This is a genomic window from Ensifer sp. R-19 (assembly GCF_049905105.1).
GTDB lineage: Bacteria > Pseudomonadota > Alphaproteobacteria > Rhizobiales > Rhizobiaceae > Ensifer.
Genome location: NZ_CP184571.1, coordinates 373,994 through 392,324, shown reverse-complemented (window position 1 = coordinate 392,324; position 18,331 = coordinate 373,994). Strand labels below are relative to the sequence as shown.

The following is an 18,331-nucleotide window of genomic DNA, read 5'->3' as shown; positions in this document are numbered from 1 at the left end:
TGCTGATGACAACGAGGCGATGATCGCTTCTCTGGTCCTATTCGAAGCTGACAGCAAGGAAGACGTCGTCGCATACGGCCTTCGCTACCATAAGGAATTACCCATGACACATTTCCCATCCAACGCGGATTTGCCATCCGCCTTCTTTACCGAGGCGAATTCCGTGGACGTCGTCAATGCGAGGATTGGGCCGGACGCATCACCGCGGCTGGCCGAGGTGATGACGTGCCTGGTGAAACACCTCCATGCGTTCGTTCGCGAAATCAATCTCTCGCAGGAGGACTGGGAAACCGGAATCAGCTTCCTCACGCGCACCGGGCAGATCTGCACGGAAGAGCGCCAGGAATTCATCCTCCTGTCCGACACTCTCGGTCTCTCCATGCTGGTTGACGCAATCAACAATCGCAGGCCGGAAGGAGCTACCGAAAACACAGTTCTCGGTCCATTCTTCGTCGCGGGCGCGCCCATTAGAAATGCCGGCGACAGGATCACCCTGGATGGAAAGGGAGAAGGGTGCCTTTTCGAAGGACACGTCATGGATCTTGATGGGAAACCGATCGAGGGCGCCCGAATTGACGTTTGGTCAGACAATGCCGACGGCTACTATGACGTCCAGCAACCGGAAGTGCAGCCGAAATGGAACAACCGAGGGACGTTCTTCACAGGTCCTGATGGCTGCTACCGCTTTGTGGGGATCAAGCCTATCTCCTATCCGATTCCGGATGACGGCCCGGTCGGCAAGATGCTTGAGGCGCTCGGTCGACACCCGTACCGACCTGCGCACATGCACTACATGGTTCACGCCGACGGATTTCAGAAGCTCGTGACACACACCTTCGTGGGAGGGGATCCGTACCTGGCTTCAGATACGGTCTTCGGAGTGAAGCGATCGCTTGTTGCGGCCTTCGAACGGACGATGGACGGCGAAACCCCATGGCGATCCGAGTACAATTTCGTGTTGGCCCGGTACGACGAATAACAAATAGACGCCGCTCCGGGCCGGCCGGCCCGGCAGACAGTCTTCGCCCCAGATTATTTTGTACGATCGGCTGATGCAGCCATTTGGCCCACCACACCCAACAGAGACGGATGCACCGAGTGATCAAGCATATCGTGATGTGGAACATTCGAGGTGAGAACGAAGAAGAGCGAAATGCGTCGGCTCTTGATCTCAAGGCGCGTTTTGAGAGGCTCATTGGCCAGATACCGGGACTCATAACTCTGGAAATTGGCATCGACATAAGCCGTCAATCATTTGCCTGCGATGCCGTGCTCTATTCAGAGTTTGTTGACAGAGCATCGCTGGCCGCCTACGCCGAACATCCCGCCCATCTACGGATAAGAAAAGAGCTCGAAGGCGTCCGAACGGCCCGCTACCAGGTCGATTATGCGGTCTAGGCGAGCGAGGCAAGCATGATGGAAACGTTCACATTTACCGGTCGGCCGTCTCGCCCCATCGGATCAGGAACGGTTCACCGGCTTCCCGAAGAGACGGACCCGGAGCATTTTGTGCGTCAGGAACGCAGACACGAAGGTGCTTCGTCCGGAGCCACATAACTCATGCGACTTCGACCTCACCGTGCGGGCCGGCGAAAAAGTAACGCTCATCGGCTCCAGCGGCGGGCAAATCCACCGTGCTGCGCATCCTGATGACGCTCGAGCCGTTTCGGCAATCCCAGATGCCGTTCGACGACACGATCCACGAGGAGACGAGCGATGGGCGCAACGACGCCGGACAACATCATGCAGCTCGGCATGGGGTTCTGGGTCTCCAAGGCCATACTCAGCGCGGTCGAGCTCGGCGTCTTCACCGAGCTCGCAGCCGGAACGGCCGACCTGCCGGACCTGCAGGCCAGGCTGAAGCTGCATCCCCGCTCGGCCCGCGACTTCCTCGACACCCTGGTGGCCCTGAAGCTGCTCGAACGCGAGGATGGCCGCTATCGCAATGCCCCGGATACCGACCTCTTCCTCGACAAGGGGAAGCCGTCCTATATCGGCGGCATCCTCGAAATGGCCAATGCCCGGCTCTACGGTTTCTGGGGCTCGCTGACCGAAGCCCTGCACTCCGGAGAGCCGCAGAACGAAGCCAAGCACAGCGAGGACTTCTTCGCCGCGATTTATGCGGAGCCGGCACGGCTGCGCGGGTTCCTCGAAGCGATGAGCGGGAGCCGGTCCCGGAAAGCGCGGGAGCAATCCCTCGGGAGTTGGCTGGTATCCAAGCCGGTCAGTTCCCGCCAAGCGTGTTCGAACTTCGAGCTTGCAGACTGCCAGGGGGCATGGCCTTCGTCGCAGTTACGCGCGCCAAAACCGGGCCACCTGCCCTTTCAACTGCTACGATTACACTCCGGTGCCTGTCGTTTTCTGCGATCCCGTCCGCAACCGATCTCCCGCGCGCCACCGCCTGGCTGCCGCTAGCATGAAACGCTCCGGTGTGGTCGCGATTGACCGTCCCAAGAAGATGAATGTGAAAGAGGTATCGTCGCATCTTCGTACTTGAACACCGTCATGGCTTGCTACTTCTTAGCAGCTTCTAAAGTGCTTTGCGCGTGACAGTTGCGTGACGCGCCCATCGCCACCTGGCTGCTTTGTCGGGGCGACCATTCGTTCATCTATCATGGTGAATTACGAGGCCGCTCGTGCCGTCTGATGCGGCGGCCTCAAGGGGGTGACAGTCAGAGTCGATCGAGGAACGTGTCGCCCACACCATGTACGTCCCCGTGGAGCCCCGGAACACCCGTCCGGCATTCCGACAACGATGTCATTCCCGATGATACATTATGCGATCATTTTGGCCCAAAACGTAAACATCCTAGCAACAAGCCGTCCGCCGCGCTTTTGAAGAACGGCTCCCTTCGATCATTGTGGACTTTGGCTCCGGACCCGAGGAGCCCGAAGCGGACACCCGCCCGCCCCATTCAAAATAGCCGATTGCAATGCGTACCAGATAACCGCCTTTGACGGCTTTGATGAAGTCCGGGGCGGAGCGCTTCCAGATAGCCGAGTACGTCGAAACTCACTCTCATCTGGCCTCGTTGCCATCGCCGGCGCTCCGAAGAACAAGAAATAGGACTGGGAGCCATAGCTCGCGGTTTGGTTGTATCCGCCAGGACGCTGCAGCGGCGTCTGAAGACCTGTGGTGTCGACTTTGAGGAATTGTTGGACTAGACCCGGCGCAGCGGGGCAATCCGGCTGATGCACTTAGGCGTCCACAGCATGATCGAGATCGCTTTCCGCTCATTTCACACGCGCCTTCAGGCGATAGATGGGAATGACGCCATAGCACTTCCGCCACTCCATTCCTCCGCGTTGAGCAGAACCGAACTGGCAGCCCCGTCACTCCGCTCGACATATCAGCGACGATGCCAATTAAGTGTGATGTCTCCGCGCACCCGACATGATACCTTATACTCGAACGTCAGCACGAAGACCCACGAAGACCCTTGTCGCGGCGTTCCTGCCGAGTGATGGCTCGTGCCCCGCGAGTTTTCGGCCCTTGAGGGCCATTTCATGTCGAACGAACCGATAGTCCATTTCGAAGCGGCGAGTACCCTTGCCGTGGTGGTTTCATCGAACGAGCCGCTGCTTTTCCTCACTAAAGACCAGAAGGTTATTGCAGCGAGCACATCGTTCTGCCGGGCTTTCGAAATCGATCCGGCGACCGTTCCCGGCCGACCGCTCGGTTCGCTTGGAAATGGCGAATGGGCAATGCCCAAGCTCGCCTCGCTCCTAAAAGCTACCGCTTCTGGAAGCGCCCGGATCGAGGCCTACGAAATCGACCTCCAGCGCCCCAACCGGAGCACACGACAGTTGATCGTCAATGCGCAGATCCTTGACGATGGCGACAAGGCACATATCCGGCTGCTGCTGGCCATCACTGATGTGACGGATGCGCGCGCCGAAGCGAAACTGAAAGATGACCTTATCCGCGAGAAGGCCATCTTGGTGCAGGAGGTCCAGCACCGGGTCGCGAACAGCCTTCAGATCATTGCCAGCGTTCTCATGCAAAGCGCACGCCGGGTTCAGTCAGACGAAGCGCGCGGCCACCTTCACAACGCCCATCACCGGGTTATGTCGATTGCGGCCGTGCAACGGCAGCTTTCTACGTCCAGCGCCGGCAACGTCGAACTGCGCACCTACTTAACGCAGCTTTGCGAAAGTCTCGGTGCGTCGATGATCGCCGACGACCGGCTTTCGATATCGGTGACAGTCGATGAGAGCGCGGTGGAAGCCGATGTTTCTGTCAGACTTGGGCTTATTGTGACCGAATTGGTGATCAACGCGCTCAAGCACGCCTTCCCGGGGCAACAAACCGGCACGATCGCCATCGACTATTGTTCGACAGGCAACGACTGGACGCTTCGTGTCACCGACGACGGCATAGGCATGCCTAGCGGCAAACTTACCCCCGGCCTCGGTACCGGCATCGTCGAAGCGCTTGTCAGGAATCTGGAGAGCGGAATCCAGTTGAGCGGTGCAAATCCCGGCACTGCCGTGACCATCAGGCATCGGGGAGACGTCGATCGCCAAACCAGACCTCCAGAGGCTGCGTAGGAACTTATATCCTGTTGAAACGCGGTGTCAGGAAGCTGTAATGGCCCCATAAATCCCCGGACATGATCTCCCACTTGTTAAGTGTGAGGAGTAATGTCCCCATTATGAGTAGTCACAACCCGAAGATAGAAGTGCTGTCCGGCCCTGAGCGCCGCCGTCGCTGGTCGACGGCCGAGAAGCTCGCCATCGTTCAGGAGACGTATGAAGGGGATGCGACGGTCAGCATCGTCGCGCGGCGTCACGGCATCCAGCCGAACCAGTTGTTCAATTGGCGCAAGCTTGCAGCGCAGGGAGCGTTCACCGCAACCGCATCGCAGGAAGACGTCGTTCCGGCATCCGAATATCGAGCCCTTCAGAACCAGGTCAAGGAACTGCAGCGCCTGTTGGGCAAGAAGACGATGGAAGGCGAAATCCTCAAGGAAGCGCTTGAGATCGCCACCGGCCCAAAAAAACACCTGTTGCGCTCGCTGTCATTGCCGAAGGGCAGTTCGCGATGACGGCGGTGTGCGAGACTTTGGGTGTCGCCCGATCAAACATTGCAGAGCGCGTGAAGCAAATCCCTTCCAAAGCCCGTGGGCGACCGCCGCTTGCTGATCAGGGCCTGGTGGATGAGATCAAAACGATCATCGCCGATATGCCGACCTACGGCTATCGCCGGGTTCACGCCATTCTGCGCCGAAACGCCAGCAACGATGGCCGTTCCTGGCCAAACGTCAAACGCGTCTATCGGGTGATGAAGGTGCACGACCTGCTCCTTCAGCGCCATACTGGTGCGAGTGATACCCGTCGCCACGACGGCCGCGTCGCTGTGGAGCAGTCGAACCTACGTTGGTGTTCGGACGGATTCGAAATTGGCTGCGACAACAGAGAGAAGGTGCGCGTTGCCTTTGCCCTCGACTGCTGTGACCGCGAGGCCATTGCCCACGTCGCCACCACTGAAGGCATCAAGAGCGCGGACGTTCAGGACCTTGTCATCACCGCCGTCGAGAACCGCTTCGGTCGCATCAACGCCCTTCCAAAGCCCATCGAATGGCTGACTGACAATGGCTCGTGCTTCATTGCGAAGGACACGAAATCGCTGCTGCTGGATATCGGGATGGAGCCTTGCTCGACACCCATTCGCAGCCCGCAGTCAAACGGAATGGCGGAAGCCTTCGTCAAAACCTTCAAGCGCGACTACGTCTCGGTCAATCCCATTCCGGACGCCGAAACCGTCATCGCCCAACTGCCCTTATGGTTCGAGCATTACAACACGCTTCACCCGCACAAGGCTTTGGGATATCGATCACCGCGCGAGTTCTTAAACCGTCAAACAGAAACCTGATCCTGTCCGGTTTTTATGGGGCAACTCCAGAAGCGGAAAAGGTTCCGCTTCAAAAAAATGCCCCTGAGGGTCAGGTGTTTCCGCAAGACGGTCATCCCCGTGTTCGAAGACATTACTCTCCTTCGGATGAGCGCCGTCGACTTGGCATAATCTGCGGGTTACGAAACCCTTGAAGCCAACGAGGCCATTCCCATCCTGAAGTCGAGAGCAAACGATGCCACCGATGGCCACCGGCGACGTTGATTGTTGGGTCCGGCAATGCAATCCTCGAAGCAAGCGGTCTGCCGGCGCGAAGCCAGTTCTTCGCGAAACCTATGATGATCAAGCTATTGCTGAAGCGACGGTCCGAATACTTGCGCGACAATGGCATGCTCGGAGCCAAATTCTCCTTTTGTGCCTGCGAAAATGAAGGCATCGATCTCCAGGGCACGATGGATGGCGTATTGCGGCCTGGCCTTGTCAGCGGGGATCCGAAGACCGCCCGTTCAAAGGATTGCGGATTTCGTTATTTGGCCAGGTGCCAAACACCACCAACGCCATCGCCGTTGGTGTCACCGGCCTTTTTGTCCTCGGCATATGTGTACAGCGGCTTGCCTTCATAGGCCCACATTTCCCCGCCGTCTGCCGCCTTGACCAGAGACCATTTCCCTTCCGCTTTAGCGTTCGCGGCGGCGTGGAATGCCGGCCATTTCTTCAAGCAATCCTTGTCGCAGTTGGATTTGTCTTTGGCATCCTTGTCGAAGGTGTAGAGGGTCATCCCCTTTTCGTCAGCCAAAGCCTTGCCCATCTTGGTGTCGACCATCTTGGCGGGTTCGGCTGCGAACGCAGACCCGCCCAAAACAGACGCCAACCCGATCGCGATTAATAACGTTCTCATGACAGTCTCCCGGTTCGGGAGTGCCGACGGAATGCCGGTAGCGCCCGATCCAATGTAAAAACACCCGGGCTTAGAAGAGGTTCCGGGTTGCTACGCACAATCGGAGCGATCGAAACGAGCGACAAGCGGCATGGAGTGATCTTCCAGAGTCGCCGTCACCTCGGCGCTGTCTGACGCCAAGCAGCGATGGGCATTTTCTTTGCCACGCCCCTATCAATCGTGAGCACGCTGTCGAAGAAATCGACGCCGCTTGCTGTTCGGATAGGCGACACGTCGTGCATAACGGCGATCACAGTCGCCTCCGGGCAATAATCCATGATCGCCTGGTGGAATGCGTGAACTGCCTGAGTGTCAAGCGCGCTTGTGGCCTCGTCGAGAAAGAGGAGGCCCGGCCGTAACAAAAGGATCCTGGCAAGGACGAGCTTCTGCTTCTGGCCTCCCGATAGAAGCACATCCCAGCTTTGACCGTCGCGGCCATCCTTGGGGAGTTCATCGATGAATTCGCCGAGCCCCGCCTCGTGCAACGCCACCGCGACACGCGTATCCGGATAATCGCTCTCCGGGTCCGGAAGGCAAACCAACTCCTTCAAGGACACCGCCTGAAGCTTGACGTCCTGGGCGGCATAGAGGGTTCTGATGTTTCTTGGAGTTGCGACAGTGCCGCGGCCGTGCGCCCAAAGACCGTTTATCGCTTTGATAAGCGAGGTCTTGCCGCTCCCTGACTCGCCGACGACCAAGGTCCACTCGCCGGGAAGGAACTGAAGTCTGTCCGCCGTCAGAAATGGAAGCTCGGTCCCCGCGTGCAGGAGGCCAATCTGCTCCACGGTTAGGCCGAGCGCCGGATCCTGCTTGGTATATTGGAATTCGTAAAGGCCTGTTTGCGCATAAAACGCCTCGGGTCGCTGAACGGTTTCGATCGCGTTCGCGAGATCGGTTATGCGCCGAGCGTTCGCCCTCAGCGTCGCAATGTCGGGCATCACATGTATGAACCACGAGCATTCGTTGATCAATGCAGTCGCCAGTTCAGCACCCGTAACGTAGTGCTGCAGGCTGACCTTGTTGTCCATGTAGGGGAGCAGGCCGGGTGCATAGGCGACAATCCGCGAGCCAATGAAATTATGGACCAGTTCGAACCCCATGTAGCCGGCAGTCACCCGATTCAGGCTGGCCCAGGTTTGATCAATGTCGAGATACCGGCGTTTGTTGACGACGTTCTGGGCTCTTTCTCCATGGAGGACGGCAACATGGAAGCTGCGGTGCAGGAGAGCGTTCAATTCGGTGCGGTAGCTTCCCTCCGCCCATTGCATGCGTACCGACAGGTGTTGGAGAACCCTACCAAGCTTGGCGGCAATGACGGTGTTGAGCGGTACATAAATCGCGACCGCCAGGAAAGCCAAGCAGGCGCTTCCATAGCTGCCCAGGAACTCAAGCCCTCTGACGTCGCTCGACATCTCAATAAGCTTGCTGCCGACGAAGCCAAGGGACAACACGACTCCTGCAATGCCCATTGCCAGCCCGATAGCGCCGCCGGTCAAGCCTTTGATAGACTCCTGCACACGCTGATCGATATTGTCCGGCGCTGGGACAGCGGACCCGGACGCATCGGAGCCCATTTGCAGAAGATGGAAATGCGTGTGGTTGCTGTCGAGCAATGCTTCGTTGAAGCGTCGGTCGAGCCACGCGCGCCATTTGCGGTGAAGCGTGGTCGAGAAGAAATGGCGGACAGCGGTGAAACACACGTCCCTCATGATCGCGATCGCAGCAAGCGTTGCCGCTGTTGTCAACAATGCCATGGGCGTGGTGGGTGTGGATGGATGGTGGAAGTAAGCGATCCGATTGATCAACTCGCCCGAGGTGACAGCGAACCAGACGCTGGCCTGGGCGGACAATGCCGTGAGGACAAGAATGGCGAACGTTAGCCCCCAAGCCTCGCGCCAGCTTTCGGAAAACCAATAGGCGCGCATAAGGCCCCAGAAGCCGCGCATCGAAGAAACAGGGCTTGTGTGGCTGCCTGCCTCGCGGAAGAGCAGCCGTTTGACAAATGCGCCTATCTGCCAAGCACGACTTCGCATCGCGGCTGCATCTCTCCGTAACCCACGAAAGGAATTTTGGAGTACGTGTCGAAGTTGTCAACTCAACACAGCTGAGGCGCGAGCAAGGCCAGCAGTCGCTGGCTGGTAGCCTGCGCCGAACTAACTTGAAATCGCTTCTCGGCCCGTGACATTATCCATACTGATGGCGAAAAAAACAGGAAGGTATCCCGGTGGCTTGGCATCCGAGCCCCAGTTGAGGGCACCTGGATCCCACCAATCGTTGTAAACCTTCAGTATGTTCCAGGCGTGTTTCTTCTCCGTCTCTTTGTGGAATTCGTGGTACCTGCCTTCAATGACGACGCACTTCCATCGGTGCTGATCAGTGGAATGCTCGATCTCAACACATACCAGCGGATTGCTGCGCATGAATTCAATTTTCCGTCCCGGCATCGAAAAGCCGAAAATCTGGCCCTCTGCGCGGACATAATAAATCGGCACAACATAAGGTTGATTGTCACGACAACACCCAAGACGGGCCACGCGCTGCTCGGCGATGAGCATGCTGCATTCGCTGGATAGCATCTCGCGCAATCTCATTGGCGTTGCTCCCTGTAGATCTCTTGGTTCGCTCGACGTCCTCGACGCCCTTTGCGGTTCGCAATACACACTACTACCTGCTCGGCCACGCCGTCACCGAAGATGATCAACGTTACGGATTTGTCTGAGATCAAAGCGACTACTAATAAGCAGCATAGAATAGCCCCTTGCGCTTGCACCGCCTGAGGGAGGCCAAAATGAAGCCCGGGAGCGATGGGGCAAGCTCGAATGAGCGAGATGCGCCCCTTGGGGATGCGTGCGATGCAGCGTCAAGCAAGTCCTTGCCCGATTTAGAGCCGACCCAATTCGTCGCCAGAACCTTGTTCGAACACTCCCCAGTGCCAATGATCATGGTCGACGCTGCGGGCGCAATAGAACACATTAACAAGGCGTCCGAGGAGTTCTTTGGCTACCCTAAGAAATTGCTGATCGGGCAGCCGGTGGAAGCACTCGTACCCTCAGATAAACGACTGCATCATGAGCAGCTACGGCAAGATTATATGGCCCACCCGGTTTCGAGACCGATGGCGGAGGGGCGGCGGCTGGTCGCATGCAAGAAGGATGGCACGGAAGTGACCGTCCATATCGCCATGAACCCCGTGGTGCTCGAAACATCGGAGGTCGCGGTCATTCTAACCGTAATCGACATATCGGCCCGCGACTGGCGGAGCGAACAGAGTTTTTTGTCAAGGAACTGACACATCGCGCTCGCAATGTATTCGCTATCATTTGCGCCATTTCTCGGCAGCTTGGTAAGCACAGCGATTCTGTTTCGAATTTCCAGGACGCATTGGAAGATCGTCTCGAGGCACTTTCCGCGTCCTATCGAGTTTTTGAGAAAGAACGCTGGCAAGCAGCACCTGTCCGCGACCTCGTCCAGTCCCAGATCGCATTCCTCACGACGGAGGGCATGTCCAAGATTGACATTCAAGGACCGGAGATTTGCTTGAAACCGGGTCCAGCGGAATACCTTGGCATGGCGGTTCACGAGCTTGCGACCAACGCCGTCAAGCACGGCGCACTTTCCGTGCCCACCGGCATCGTCGATGTTCGATGGTCATTTGATCCGAGCGCGCAGCTTTTCGAGTTTCAATGGACGGAGCGCAAGGGACCATCCGCTCAGCCTCCAGAACGTCAAGGCTTCGGCTCAGTCATTCTTAAGTCGATTGTTCCGGCGGCTTTCGGTGGCACGGCGGATCTGACAGTCGCTCCAAAGGGCGTGTCGTGGACCCTGAAAGCTCCCTTGGCCACGGGAGTGATCCAGACGTGACAGGCGGCGGCCGGGCGGCACAATGCGGCCCGGCGCGTCAACAGGGCGCCGGCGCTTTCATTATCAGCCGTCCGGAACACGAGAACGCAGTGAGGAAGGGGCTCGCGACTTCGGCGCCGAGTTCCGCCTTGGCAGCGCCTGCACCGACCTCACTTATCGCGGGCCTCCGTCTGGTCGTCGTTGCATCTCGAACAACTGATGCACATAGGATGGATCATCAAAATCTTTGATAGCGCCTTCCAGAAGAGCGGCTTCATCCTTGTTCCGAACCGGAATTCATCAGTGATGAACTCTGCTAGTCGGTCGGCGTCTCGATTGAGACGGGGAGTGCGAGTTTTGGAACAGGCCGCTTCGAAGGCCCTCCGTATTAAAGCGAGATCACGCGGACCAAGATGTTGGACTGATTTTGGGCGGTTGGCGTGCGATTGCGCCGCCTTCATTCTCCCATCGATTGATGTTTTGCATTTTTGCTTGTGCTGAAGTCTGATTTTGTCGCCTGGCGCGTCGCCTCGTTTACGAAGAGCGGCGGTTAGCTGCGCCCTGGTCAAGACGCTCCGCTGAATAGCATCGTTCAGGAAGCGCGCCGCAGCCAGCTCCGGCCCGCCCCCGAGACAATCATCGGTACGGCACCTGCGGCCGCGTTGATAACCAACCTGCTCAGATGCTTGCGACCGCCTCTTCAAGAAGAGACCGAGCCTGCCCGGCAACCTTCTTGAGTTCCTGGTTGTCGATCGCCTGCATGGAGGCAACGGGATCGATGGCGCTGACCATGATTGTGCCACTTCCCAGCGATCGTACCATCACATTGCAGGGCAGCATGGCGCCGACCTTTGGTTCGATCTTCATAGCCTCGAGAGCCATCTTCGGGTTGCACGCTCCCAAAATCAGATAGTCCGCAACATCGATGTCGAGCTTCTTCTTCATCGTCGCACGGACGTCGATTTCAGTCAGGACACCGAACCCCTTGGCCAAGAGGGCGGTCTTTGTTGCCGCCACCACCTCGTCGAAGGGCATGTCGTTGGTCGTTTTGTCGAGGGTGTATGTCATTGTCTGTCTCCAATTCGACGGTTCATCCTCAATTTCTGTGATTCAGTGGCAGCATTCTCGCCCTCATCAGTTCTGGGCCGGCGCGACCGTACATTGCACGCTTCAGCATCTTGAGACGATTGATTTGCCCTTCGGCTTGACCGTTGCTCCAAGGGAGTTCGATTGCATTTTTGACGGCATCAATATCCCGGCGCAAAACGCTGGCGAAACGCATGATTGCCGTGAGCTCGGTGTCGATGGCATCGTCGATCCATTCATCCAGTGCCTCCGAGCTCCTGCTGCGCAAGATGCCGTTGAAGCGCATGGCCAAGCCACGCATTATGGCGAACACTGTCGAGCCCTGCTTCAAAGCATTGACCTTTCTGGCCTGACGATCTGTCAGCAGGCCGCGCGGTTTTATGCACAAAGCTGCGGCAACCACAGATGAGATCATATGGCCGGTGTCAGGATCGCGGACGGGTTCTGAAACATCCACATCCGGAGGCGGGTCGTCGGGTTGAATGTTTTCGGCTTCACGCCACATCTTCAACAGGCGCTCCAGATTGGAGCGGCTACCTGTGTAGCCGCGGTTCTTGATATCGTAAAACAGATGGCGCCCAACGCGGTTTCCATTTTTCCAGCATTCGGCCAGGAAAGCTTCACAATACAGTGGCGATGTCGGATTCAATGCCGCCCGATTTCTGTCTCGAGGTGCATTGGAAGTAAGCCAATTCGCGATGCTGCGGCGCTCGTATCCGGTCCGCCTTGCAATCTCGCTGTAGGTGAGGCCCTGCTGCCGCAAAGCTTGAAGCGCGTCGAATATTTCCTGACGAGATTGCCTGTGCGCCAAGCGGGCACGGCGCTGTTGTGACCTGGCGCTGGCGATAGCATCTTCGGAGAGAATGGGTCTAACATGGGCGTGACCATAAACGCTCATCTGTTCCTTGATTGCCTCCCTGAGATTTTGGACCAGATGAAAACGGTCAGCCACCTGGCGGGCCTGCGGTGCGCGCTCTCGGGCTGCCTGAGCATACAAACCACAGCGATCTCGGCTCACGACCTCGATCGTCGGACGCTCTTGCAACCAAGCTTTTGCGCTCTCGACGCTGCGGTCCTCCAAAACATCGACGACCGAATGACGCTCAAGATCGACCATGATCGTCCCGTACCGCGAGGAATGCCGCCAGCTCCAATCATCAATGCCCACAACCCGAATAGTGTCTTTTTGTATGGACGCCGGATTATCGCGCTTCAATTGCCGCAAGATCGTGTCGTCGCTGACCGGCATGCCAAGCCGATGCATCAAGTATTCACCTGGGCGACCGCCCATCCTGTGGCCAATCAAGCCTACAATCTCAGCCATCCGTTCAGTTCGTCGCATGTAGGGCGAAGCAATCTCGGGCAACCTGTCGGTAAAGGTTCGTCGCCCGCATTTCCGGTGTCTACACTGCCACCGGTTCAGTGCGAGTTTGATTTTCACAACTTGACCATGAACAGGCAAGTCCTGGAAGGCGGCGGTTGTGCTAGCCGTGCCGGTTTCGGCTTCGCGTTCCACAATCCGGGCAGATACCGACAGGTTTCGCAGCGGCAGAAACAACCCAGTTTTCTTCATCTTGAAGGGTGATACCCAGAATTTTGACCCCTGGGCCGGGTGACCATTTCCATTGCGTTCGCATCCCCGCAGATAGCAGTCGCGGCGCTAACACTCTGTTAACCACAGAAATTGAGGAAGAACCCGTTTAAATGCAAAGCGACAGCTAACACCCAGCCCATCGACGCGATGCAAGTGGCGTCAAACTGCAACAGAGGCCAATCGGTCATGCACAACCGGCCCGGGAAATTCGGAATCCACAGAGCTGCATGTGTTCCGGCGTTCAAGTTTGACCCCTTCACCCTTCGACGGTGATCACCATCCGGGGCGATAGCAACCGACTTCGCGAAAAGCGCCGCTCCGGCCTTCTGCAGAGGCCCGGAGCGGCGCTTGAAACCAACGAAACCGCAAACCAATGAAGGGGCAGTTCTTCAATTCGGCAAATGGGTCAATTCCTCAGTTCGCTTGACACTGAGGAAGCGATGAACCGGCAGCTAGCGTCTGAACTGCCTGTGTCGGCGTCAAAATGACGGCATCAGCAAACTCGGTTTTGTTTGATAGGCGTGAAAAGTTCCCATCGGTGGTCACAAAGATGTCGCGCTTAGCGCCCTCATGCGCCCAGTAGGCCTGAGCGGCGCCCAGGCAATTGCGCCACTTCCAGGCGCCGGCACTGCGCAGATCCTTTTGATCCAGGCCGTTTATCGCCGCATAGTCGGACCATCGTAACGGCGTTGTTGGGAAAAGGGTTGTGAAAATCTGCCGCTCCCGAAGGACCGATGCCTCATCGCTCATGATGCCGAAACCGTGAAACGATAGTCCGTGCCTTGCGATGGGTTTTAGCAGAGTGATGTCACCAAGACCGATCCCAATCAGTCGTTCCCGGAAGTCCGCAACGCGATTGAGGTGGCGTCCACCGGGCTGACGTTCGAAAGCGCTCGAAGCCAACATCGCGATATCCGCTTCTCTGCGCGTTGCGGCTTCGATCAGTATCCGAACATCGCCCTGGACTGGCCGGTCCTTGTCGACGTCGGCGAGGCAGTTGGTATCCAGTGTAAAGCTTGGCATCGGTTCACCGCGTTGTTCTTCTCGCGGCGGATGTTAGCGGCTCACTATTTTTGGGCAAGCCCTTGGGGGCGATCGAGCCCTCATCCCGTCTGACGGAAGAGCCGCCCATGGAGGCTATCGCTACGCGAAGCCGACCGGATCGGCAACATCAGCCCGGTAAAGGCCATCAATGTCCACGATGCCGACCTAGACGGCGTTAGTCTGGCTCACTACTCGCTCGAGTTGCTTGCCCAAGCGACAACTCGCCAGGCCGACTACAAATCCTTCGCCTCGAACTCGCGGATCGATATACCCTCCAAGCGTCACCGCCGCACAAAGGTGACCACCCGTCGTCGCCCACTGCGGGGCGAAGGACGTAGAGCCTCAGACAGGGAAAGCGCGGTGGATCGCTTCTCAGCGGCTGCTCGGCGTTGAGCAAGGGCGACTTTTCTGTGGTCAGGATCCGATAAGTCCCTCAACATGTTGTCAGCTTCGAGGATCGCTTCTTTGAACGCCTGGGTGCGTCTCAACAAATCGAGCCGAAGCAGTCTTAAATCTAGATCCGCCGCCTCCCTCAACGACAGGATCACGTCAGCAGCCCGCCTCCTAATCGCAGTGGCATTCATCTCGAAATCATCGAGGACCCAGGCGGCGTGCAAAAGCCTTCGAACCGCGTCCCTCAGATTTCCGGTTCGAGCGTCAATGTATGCGCGACGCATGAACCGTGTCGCTAGGTCCGGCATCCCTTCCGACAAGCCGGCTTCGATGAAACCGATCTCCCTGACGGCGTCGGCTTCGGCCGTGCTTGCCACCGAGAGGTCCCGCGCCACGTACAAGCAGTCAGGGCATTCCTGGAGCCACGAAGACATGGTGTCCCGACGTCGTGGCGGCGGCCTTCCGTCCAAATCTGGGTAACCCGAGGAGGAGACACTTCCAAGATGCTCGTGCTGGCTTTCAACTCCGCAGCGCGCGCATTTGACGGTTATGGCAATAAACGTCGTCATCAATCCACCAACCGAAAGCGAAATACAAAGACCAACTCTTCGCGGACACGCCACGGGCGCCTGGACGTCGGAAGCCTACCGCAATCTCGACAAAAACAGCATCAACTGGCCTTGCCGTGACGTCTGCGTTTTCTGGAAAATCGACTTCAATCGCGTCCTGGCGGTTTCCACCGCAATGCCGAGCTGTTCCGCCGCGTCTGTCACGGAGTCGCCGTGCATCAGCCGCCGGCAGAATGCGATTTCGGCATGTGTTAGGCCCGCCAGGGCCTTCAACACTGACAGATCGGTGGTATCCGCAGTCGGCAGGAGTTCGGTCACAAGGATCAGCACGAGTTGACGAGGCGGGAGGAGATGCGATGTGCTGGACGGCGCCACTATCGCAGGAAGCGCAGTCATAACGACCCGCCAGGCTCCGGAGGACGTGCGGAAAAATAGCTTCGCATCGTCCGCATTCACTCCCCTTGAGAGTTTATCCAGAGTCGACGCGAACTGAACGTCGGCTTCCGGATCGACAATGAAGCAGCGATCGTTGCGAACCAGAACCGCGCGTCCCGAAGAAAACAGATGGTCCGCCAGCTTATTTGCTTCGCGAACTCGCCGGTTGCCTTCGACAACGAAAGCCGCGCAGCGGCCTCGCTCCACGAGTGCCGCTGCTGTCATTGCGTCTTCGGTTTGTGCTTGCATAACGCCTGCAAGCGTAATGGAGCGACCGAGGCCCGTTCGAATATGCCGCAACACATGTGCCGCTGCGTGCCCGTATTCCTCGGCCACGGAAAGTGGAAAATGCAGGACGAAGAGAATTGTCTCGCCTCGATTTCCGACAAGCTTCAGCCCGGCCGCAGCCTCAGCATCCCGCTGCGGTAGAAGCCAGTCATTGTAGAATTCCGTCTTTGCATAGAGCCGCGCCGGTGACACGTCTTCGGAAAGGGCGACAAGCCCATTTCTGGCTGTGTTCCAGTAGGCAGACCAGGGATTCACATAGGCGAAATGCTCTGCATAAGATCTGGCAAACGCTGGATCGACGTTCGCCCAAGACTGAAAATTGAGTCTGCTCTCCGTAAAGCTCATGTTCCAAAGGCCTGCGAAGGAACCGGGGAACGCGTTGCTCAGCATTGCCGGAACCTCATCCCACGCGCCGATGCCGAGTGACGCGGCATCGACTGCGTTACCGACATCCTGACAGACGCCATCCACACGATCCTCATCATAGCGACGGATTGGCGGTTGCCGCATCCCCTCAGCGCCTCCTCAGCCAGCGACGGTCCGATCCCTCACCATCAGACCGGACATGCTCATGTTAGAAAACTCTTGTGCACAATCCTAGCGGCAACGAGGCGTTTGTCGACGCGGACGCCATTTGTTCCCGCTAGGGGTCGGATAACGACCAAAATCCACACAACCAGCTTCCCCTCAACCCCCATTTGGGGGTCGCCGGATCCGGCACGTCCCCGTAGGCTCGATCAAAAGTGCCACGATCAATGGTGAGGAAAAGCTGGAAATCCTCACTTGCGTCTGGTCTCAAGGCGCGTCGGCGCCGATCGTTCTTGCAGGGGGCTAATTTATGTTCAGGCAATTGGCAATCGTTGCCGCTATTGGCAGCATCGTAGGCATCTTGTCTACCAATCCGACGCTCGCGGACGCCGTGTGCGGGCCTGGCAAGCACCTCGCAACCAATGCGTGGGCTTGTCTGCCGGGGGATGCGTCACGTTCGAGGCAAGTGGCCCCATCCACCTCGATGAACAACATCGGCGCTGGCGTTGCGCTTGGCGGAGCGCTTTTCTCAATAGTCCAGTCTTTGGCGAGCCAGTCGCAGATGACCGACGACGACGACTCGATCAACCCGATACTAAAACAACACGCCAACCTGAGCCGAAAATACAATCGGCAGGGGCTGAGCCTTCAGAGAGCTGGTCGCTTCAACGAAGCACGCATCGCGTTTCAGAAGGCGGCGAACGAAGCGATCAACGGTGGAAGTTCGGAAGACTCGATAGCCAACAATCGTAATGCGCAGATCGCCGATGCCCTTCACTGGCTGAGACAGGGATACGAAGCAGAAAAGGCAGGCAAGAAGACCAAAGCCAATATTGCCTATCAGATGGGGATTAGAGCCGCCCAACAGGCCGGAGACACGACCGTCACATCCAAGCTCAAGCAAGCGAACGATAAACTCATCGAGAAAGGAGGCAGCAAAAGACTGATGAAATCAGAATCGAACTGCCGCGTCCTCAACGGAAAGTTCGTCTGCTCCGAATAACGCACCACGAGGCATACGATGAAACTAACCAAACTTGTCGCTGCATTGTTGATATGCGGTGTGCCAAATACGCTTCACGCTCGGGATATCGGCAGCGTCAGCACGATATCCATCAAGATCGACACAAAGGCGTCGATGGTGACCTATGCCAGTTCAGGCCCGCACACCTATGTGGGCTCGTATCCTCAGACCATCGTGTTGGAGCGACTGAAAGTAGGCGGCGAGACACTGTGGAGCATCGGCTATTTCTCTACGGGTTGTAACATAGACGGCCGGTTCTCGATCGTGAGTGCCCTGTTCAAGATTGGGCAAAGTCACGTGGAAAAAGTAAAATGCTCCAGTGTTGCCGATAACGAGGCCGGCTCGATCGTCGCCCAAGCCAAGGGAGAATTTGCAGGCAATGTCCTGTCGGTTTCCAGCACGATCACTGAAGACATAATGCGTGACGGCATCCGCACCAAGGCCAAGACAACGGAAGTCATCAAGGTCGATCTTAGCAAAGGCTGCACCGTGCGCGCCGCCAAGGTTTCATCAGACAAACTTGCAACGGCGCAGAACCGCAAGGTAACCGCCGACACACTGAGAACCACCAATTTCAGCAAAAGGTGTGAGACCTACCCTAGATAGTTACAATGCACCCGGGCTCCAGGCGCGATCAACATCACTTCCAGTCGATACATTATGCGATCTTCTGTAACGGGCGTTGCGTCAATCCCTTGTGAGCCTAGATCCCTCGCCGAGTGCTTGCTTCTGTCCGCAG

General features: G+C 57.5%; 15 protein-coding genes and 5 pseudogenes. 11 read left to right on the top strand and 9 right to left on the bottom strand.

Going from position 1 to position 18,331, the window contains the following annotated elements:
- The first annotated feature begins 103 nt into the window (after nt 1-103).
- The 3 genes and pseudogenes from ACN9MO_RS32310 to ACN9MO_RS32300 form a co-directional block, all read left to right on the top strand.
- Nucleotides 104-979 (top strand): dioxygenase, encoded by an 876-nt coding sequence (locus ACN9MO_RS32310; protein ID WP_425989361.1) that lies wholly within the window; start codon nt 104-106, stop codon nt 977-979.
- A gap of 110 nt (nt 980-1,089) precedes the next feature.
- Nucleotides 1,090-1,398, top strand: a complete 309-nt coding sequence (locus ACN9MO_RS32305; RefSeq protein WP_425989294.1) for a Dabb family protein — start codon at nt 1,090-1,092, stop codon at nt 1,396-1,398.
- Between the two features lie 318 nt (nt 1,399-1,716).
- A pseudogene (locus ACN9MO_RS32300) lies at nt 1,717-2,166 on the top strand (methyltransferase family protein); the annotation flags it as partial.
- A gap of 730 nt (nt 2,167-2,896) precedes the next feature.
- On the opposite strand, the pseudogene ACN9MO_RS32295 reads toward ACN9MO_RS32300, so the two are convergent.
- Nucleotides 2,897-2,999: pseudogene (locus tag ACN9MO_RS32295) on the bottom strand (DUF1194 domain-containing protein); the annotation flags it as partial.
- 43 nt (nt 3,000-3,042) lie between these two features.
- Here ACN9MO_RS32295 and ACN9MO_RS32290 point away from each other — a divergent pair.
- The 3 genes and pseudogenes from ACN9MO_RS32290 to ACN9MO_RS32280 form a co-directional block, all read left to right on the top strand.
- A pseudogene (locus tag ACN9MO_RS32290) lies at nt 3,043-3,262 on the top strand (AraC family transcriptional regulator); the annotation flags it as partial.
- Nucleotides 3,263-3,507: 245 nt separating this feature from the next.
- A complete protein-coding gene (locus ACN9MO_RS32285; RefSeq protein WP_425989291.1) occupies nt 3,508-4,551 on the top strand; it encodes a sensor histidine kinase in 1,044 nt (347 codons plus the stop codon).
- A 104-nt stretch (nt 4,552-4,655) separates the two neighbouring features.
- A protein-coding gene (locus ACN9MO_RS32280; RefSeq protein ID WP_113738009.1) for an IS3 family transposase occupies nt 4,656-5,875 on the top strand; the annotation gives its coding sequence in 2 pieces (ribosomal slippage) (nt 4,656-4,989 and nt 4,989-5,875; 1,221 coding nt in all).
- 505 nt (nt 5,876-6,380) lie between these two features.
- Here the strand turns inward: ACN9MO_RS32280 and ACN9MO_RS32275 are convergent.
- The 3 genes from ACN9MO_RS32275 to ACN9MO_RS32265 form a co-directional block, all read right to left on the bottom strand.
- Complete coding sequence (locus ACN9MO_RS32275) at nt 6,381-6,752, bottom strand: hypothetical protein (protein ID WP_113133783.1); 372 nt, start codon at nt 6,750-6,752, stop codon at nt 6,381-6,383.
- 155 nt (nt 6,753-6,907) lie between these two features.
- Nucleotides 6,908-8,737 carry an ABC transporter ATP-binding protein/permease gene (locus ACN9MO_RS32270; protein ID WP_425989358.1) on the bottom strand — a complete coding sequence of 610 codons (1,830 nt, stop codon included), beginning with the start codon at nt 8,735-8,737 and terminating at the stop codon, nt 6,908-6,910.
- Between the two features lie 207 nt (nt 8,738-8,944).
- Nucleotides 8,945-9,382, bottom strand: a complete 438-nt coding sequence (locus ACN9MO_RS32265) for a pyridoxamine 5'-phosphate oxidase family protein (protein ID WP_425989288.1) — start codon at nt 9,380-9,382, stop codon at nt 8,945-8,947.
- Nucleotides 9,383-9,579: 197 nt separating this feature from the next.
- On the opposite strand from ACN9MO_RS32265, the gene ACN9MO_RS32260 reads away from it, so the two are divergent.
- Entirely contained in the window at nt 9,580-10,080 is a 501-nt protein-coding gene (locus tag ACN9MO_RS32260; protein ID WP_425989285.1) for a PAS domain S-box protein, read from the top strand.
- On the top strand, nt 9,996-10,652 hold the full coding sequence (locus ACN9MO_RS32255) for a sensor histidine kinase (RefSeq protein WP_425989355.1): 657 nt from the start codon (nt 9,996-9,998) through the stop codon (nt 10,650-10,652). Before ACN9MO_RS32260 ends, ACN9MO_RS32255 begins: the two co-directional genes overlap by 85 nt.
- A gap of 657 nt (nt 10,653-11,309) precedes the next feature.
- On the opposite strand, the gene ACN9MO_RS32250 is transcribed toward ACN9MO_RS32255, so the two are convergent.
- Together ACN9MO_RS32250 and ACN9MO_RS32245 are read right to left on the bottom strand one after the other, a co-directional pair.
- Nucleotides 11,310-11,699, bottom strand: coding sequence for a DUF302 domain-containing protein (locus tag ACN9MO_RS32250; RefSeq protein ID WP_425989282.1), 390 nt, complete (start codon nt 11,697-11,699; stop codon nt 11,310-11,312).
- A 28-nt stretch (nt 11,700-11,727) separates the two neighbouring features.
- Nucleotides 11,728-13,354 (bottom strand): annotated as a pseudogene (locus ACN9MO_RS32245) (ISL3 family transposase).
- A gap of 211 nt (nt 13,355-13,565) precedes the next feature.
- Here ACN9MO_RS32245 and ACN9MO_RS32240 point away from each other — a divergent pair.
- Nucleotides 13,566-13,688 (top strand): annotated as a pseudogene (locus ACN9MO_RS32240) (ATP-binding protein); the annotation flags it as partial.
- Nucleotides 13,689-13,725: 37 nt separating this feature from the next.
- Here ACN9MO_RS32240 and ACN9MO_RS32235 read toward each other — a convergent pair.
- The 3 genes from ACN9MO_RS32235 to ACN9MO_RS32225 all read right to left on the bottom strand — a co-directional run bounded on the left by ACN9MO_RS32235 (nt 13,726) and on the right by ACN9MO_RS32225 (nt 16,550).
- On the bottom strand, nt 13,726-14,334 hold the full coding sequence (locus ACN9MO_RS32235; protein ID WP_425989279.1) for a hypothetical protein: 609 nt from the start codon (nt 14,332-14,334) through the stop codon (nt 13,726-13,728).
- Between the two features lie 302 nt (nt 14,335-14,636).
- Nucleotides 14,637-15,317, bottom strand: coding sequence for a hypothetical protein (locus ACN9MO_RS32230; RefSeq protein ID WP_425989276.1), 681 nt, complete (start codon nt 15,315-15,317; stop codon nt 14,637-14,639).
- A gap of 75 nt (nt 15,318-15,392) precedes the next feature.
- Nucleotides 15,393-16,550, bottom strand: coding sequence for a helix-turn-helix transcriptional regulator (locus tag ACN9MO_RS32225; protein ID WP_425989273.1), 1,158 nt, complete (start codon nt 16,548-16,550; stop codon nt 15,393-15,395).
- A gap of 328 nt (nt 16,551-16,878) precedes the next feature.
- On the opposite strand from ACN9MO_RS32225, the gene ACN9MO_RS32220 reads away from it, so the two are divergent.
- The gene (locus ACN9MO_RS32220) at nt 16,879-17,571 is read left to right on the top strand and encodes a hypothetical protein (RefSeq protein WP_425989271.1); all 693 of its coding nucleotides are present in this window, start codon (nt 16,879-16,881) and stop codon (nt 17,569-17,571) included.
- Nucleotides 17,572-17,589: 18 nt separating this feature from the next.
- Nucleotides 17,590-18,198, top strand: a complete 609-nt coding sequence (locus ACN9MO_RS32215) for a hypothetical protein (protein ID WP_425989268.1) — start codon at nt 17,590-17,592, stop codon at nt 18,196-18,198.
- The last annotated feature ends 133 nt before the right edge of the window (nt 18,199-18,331 follow it).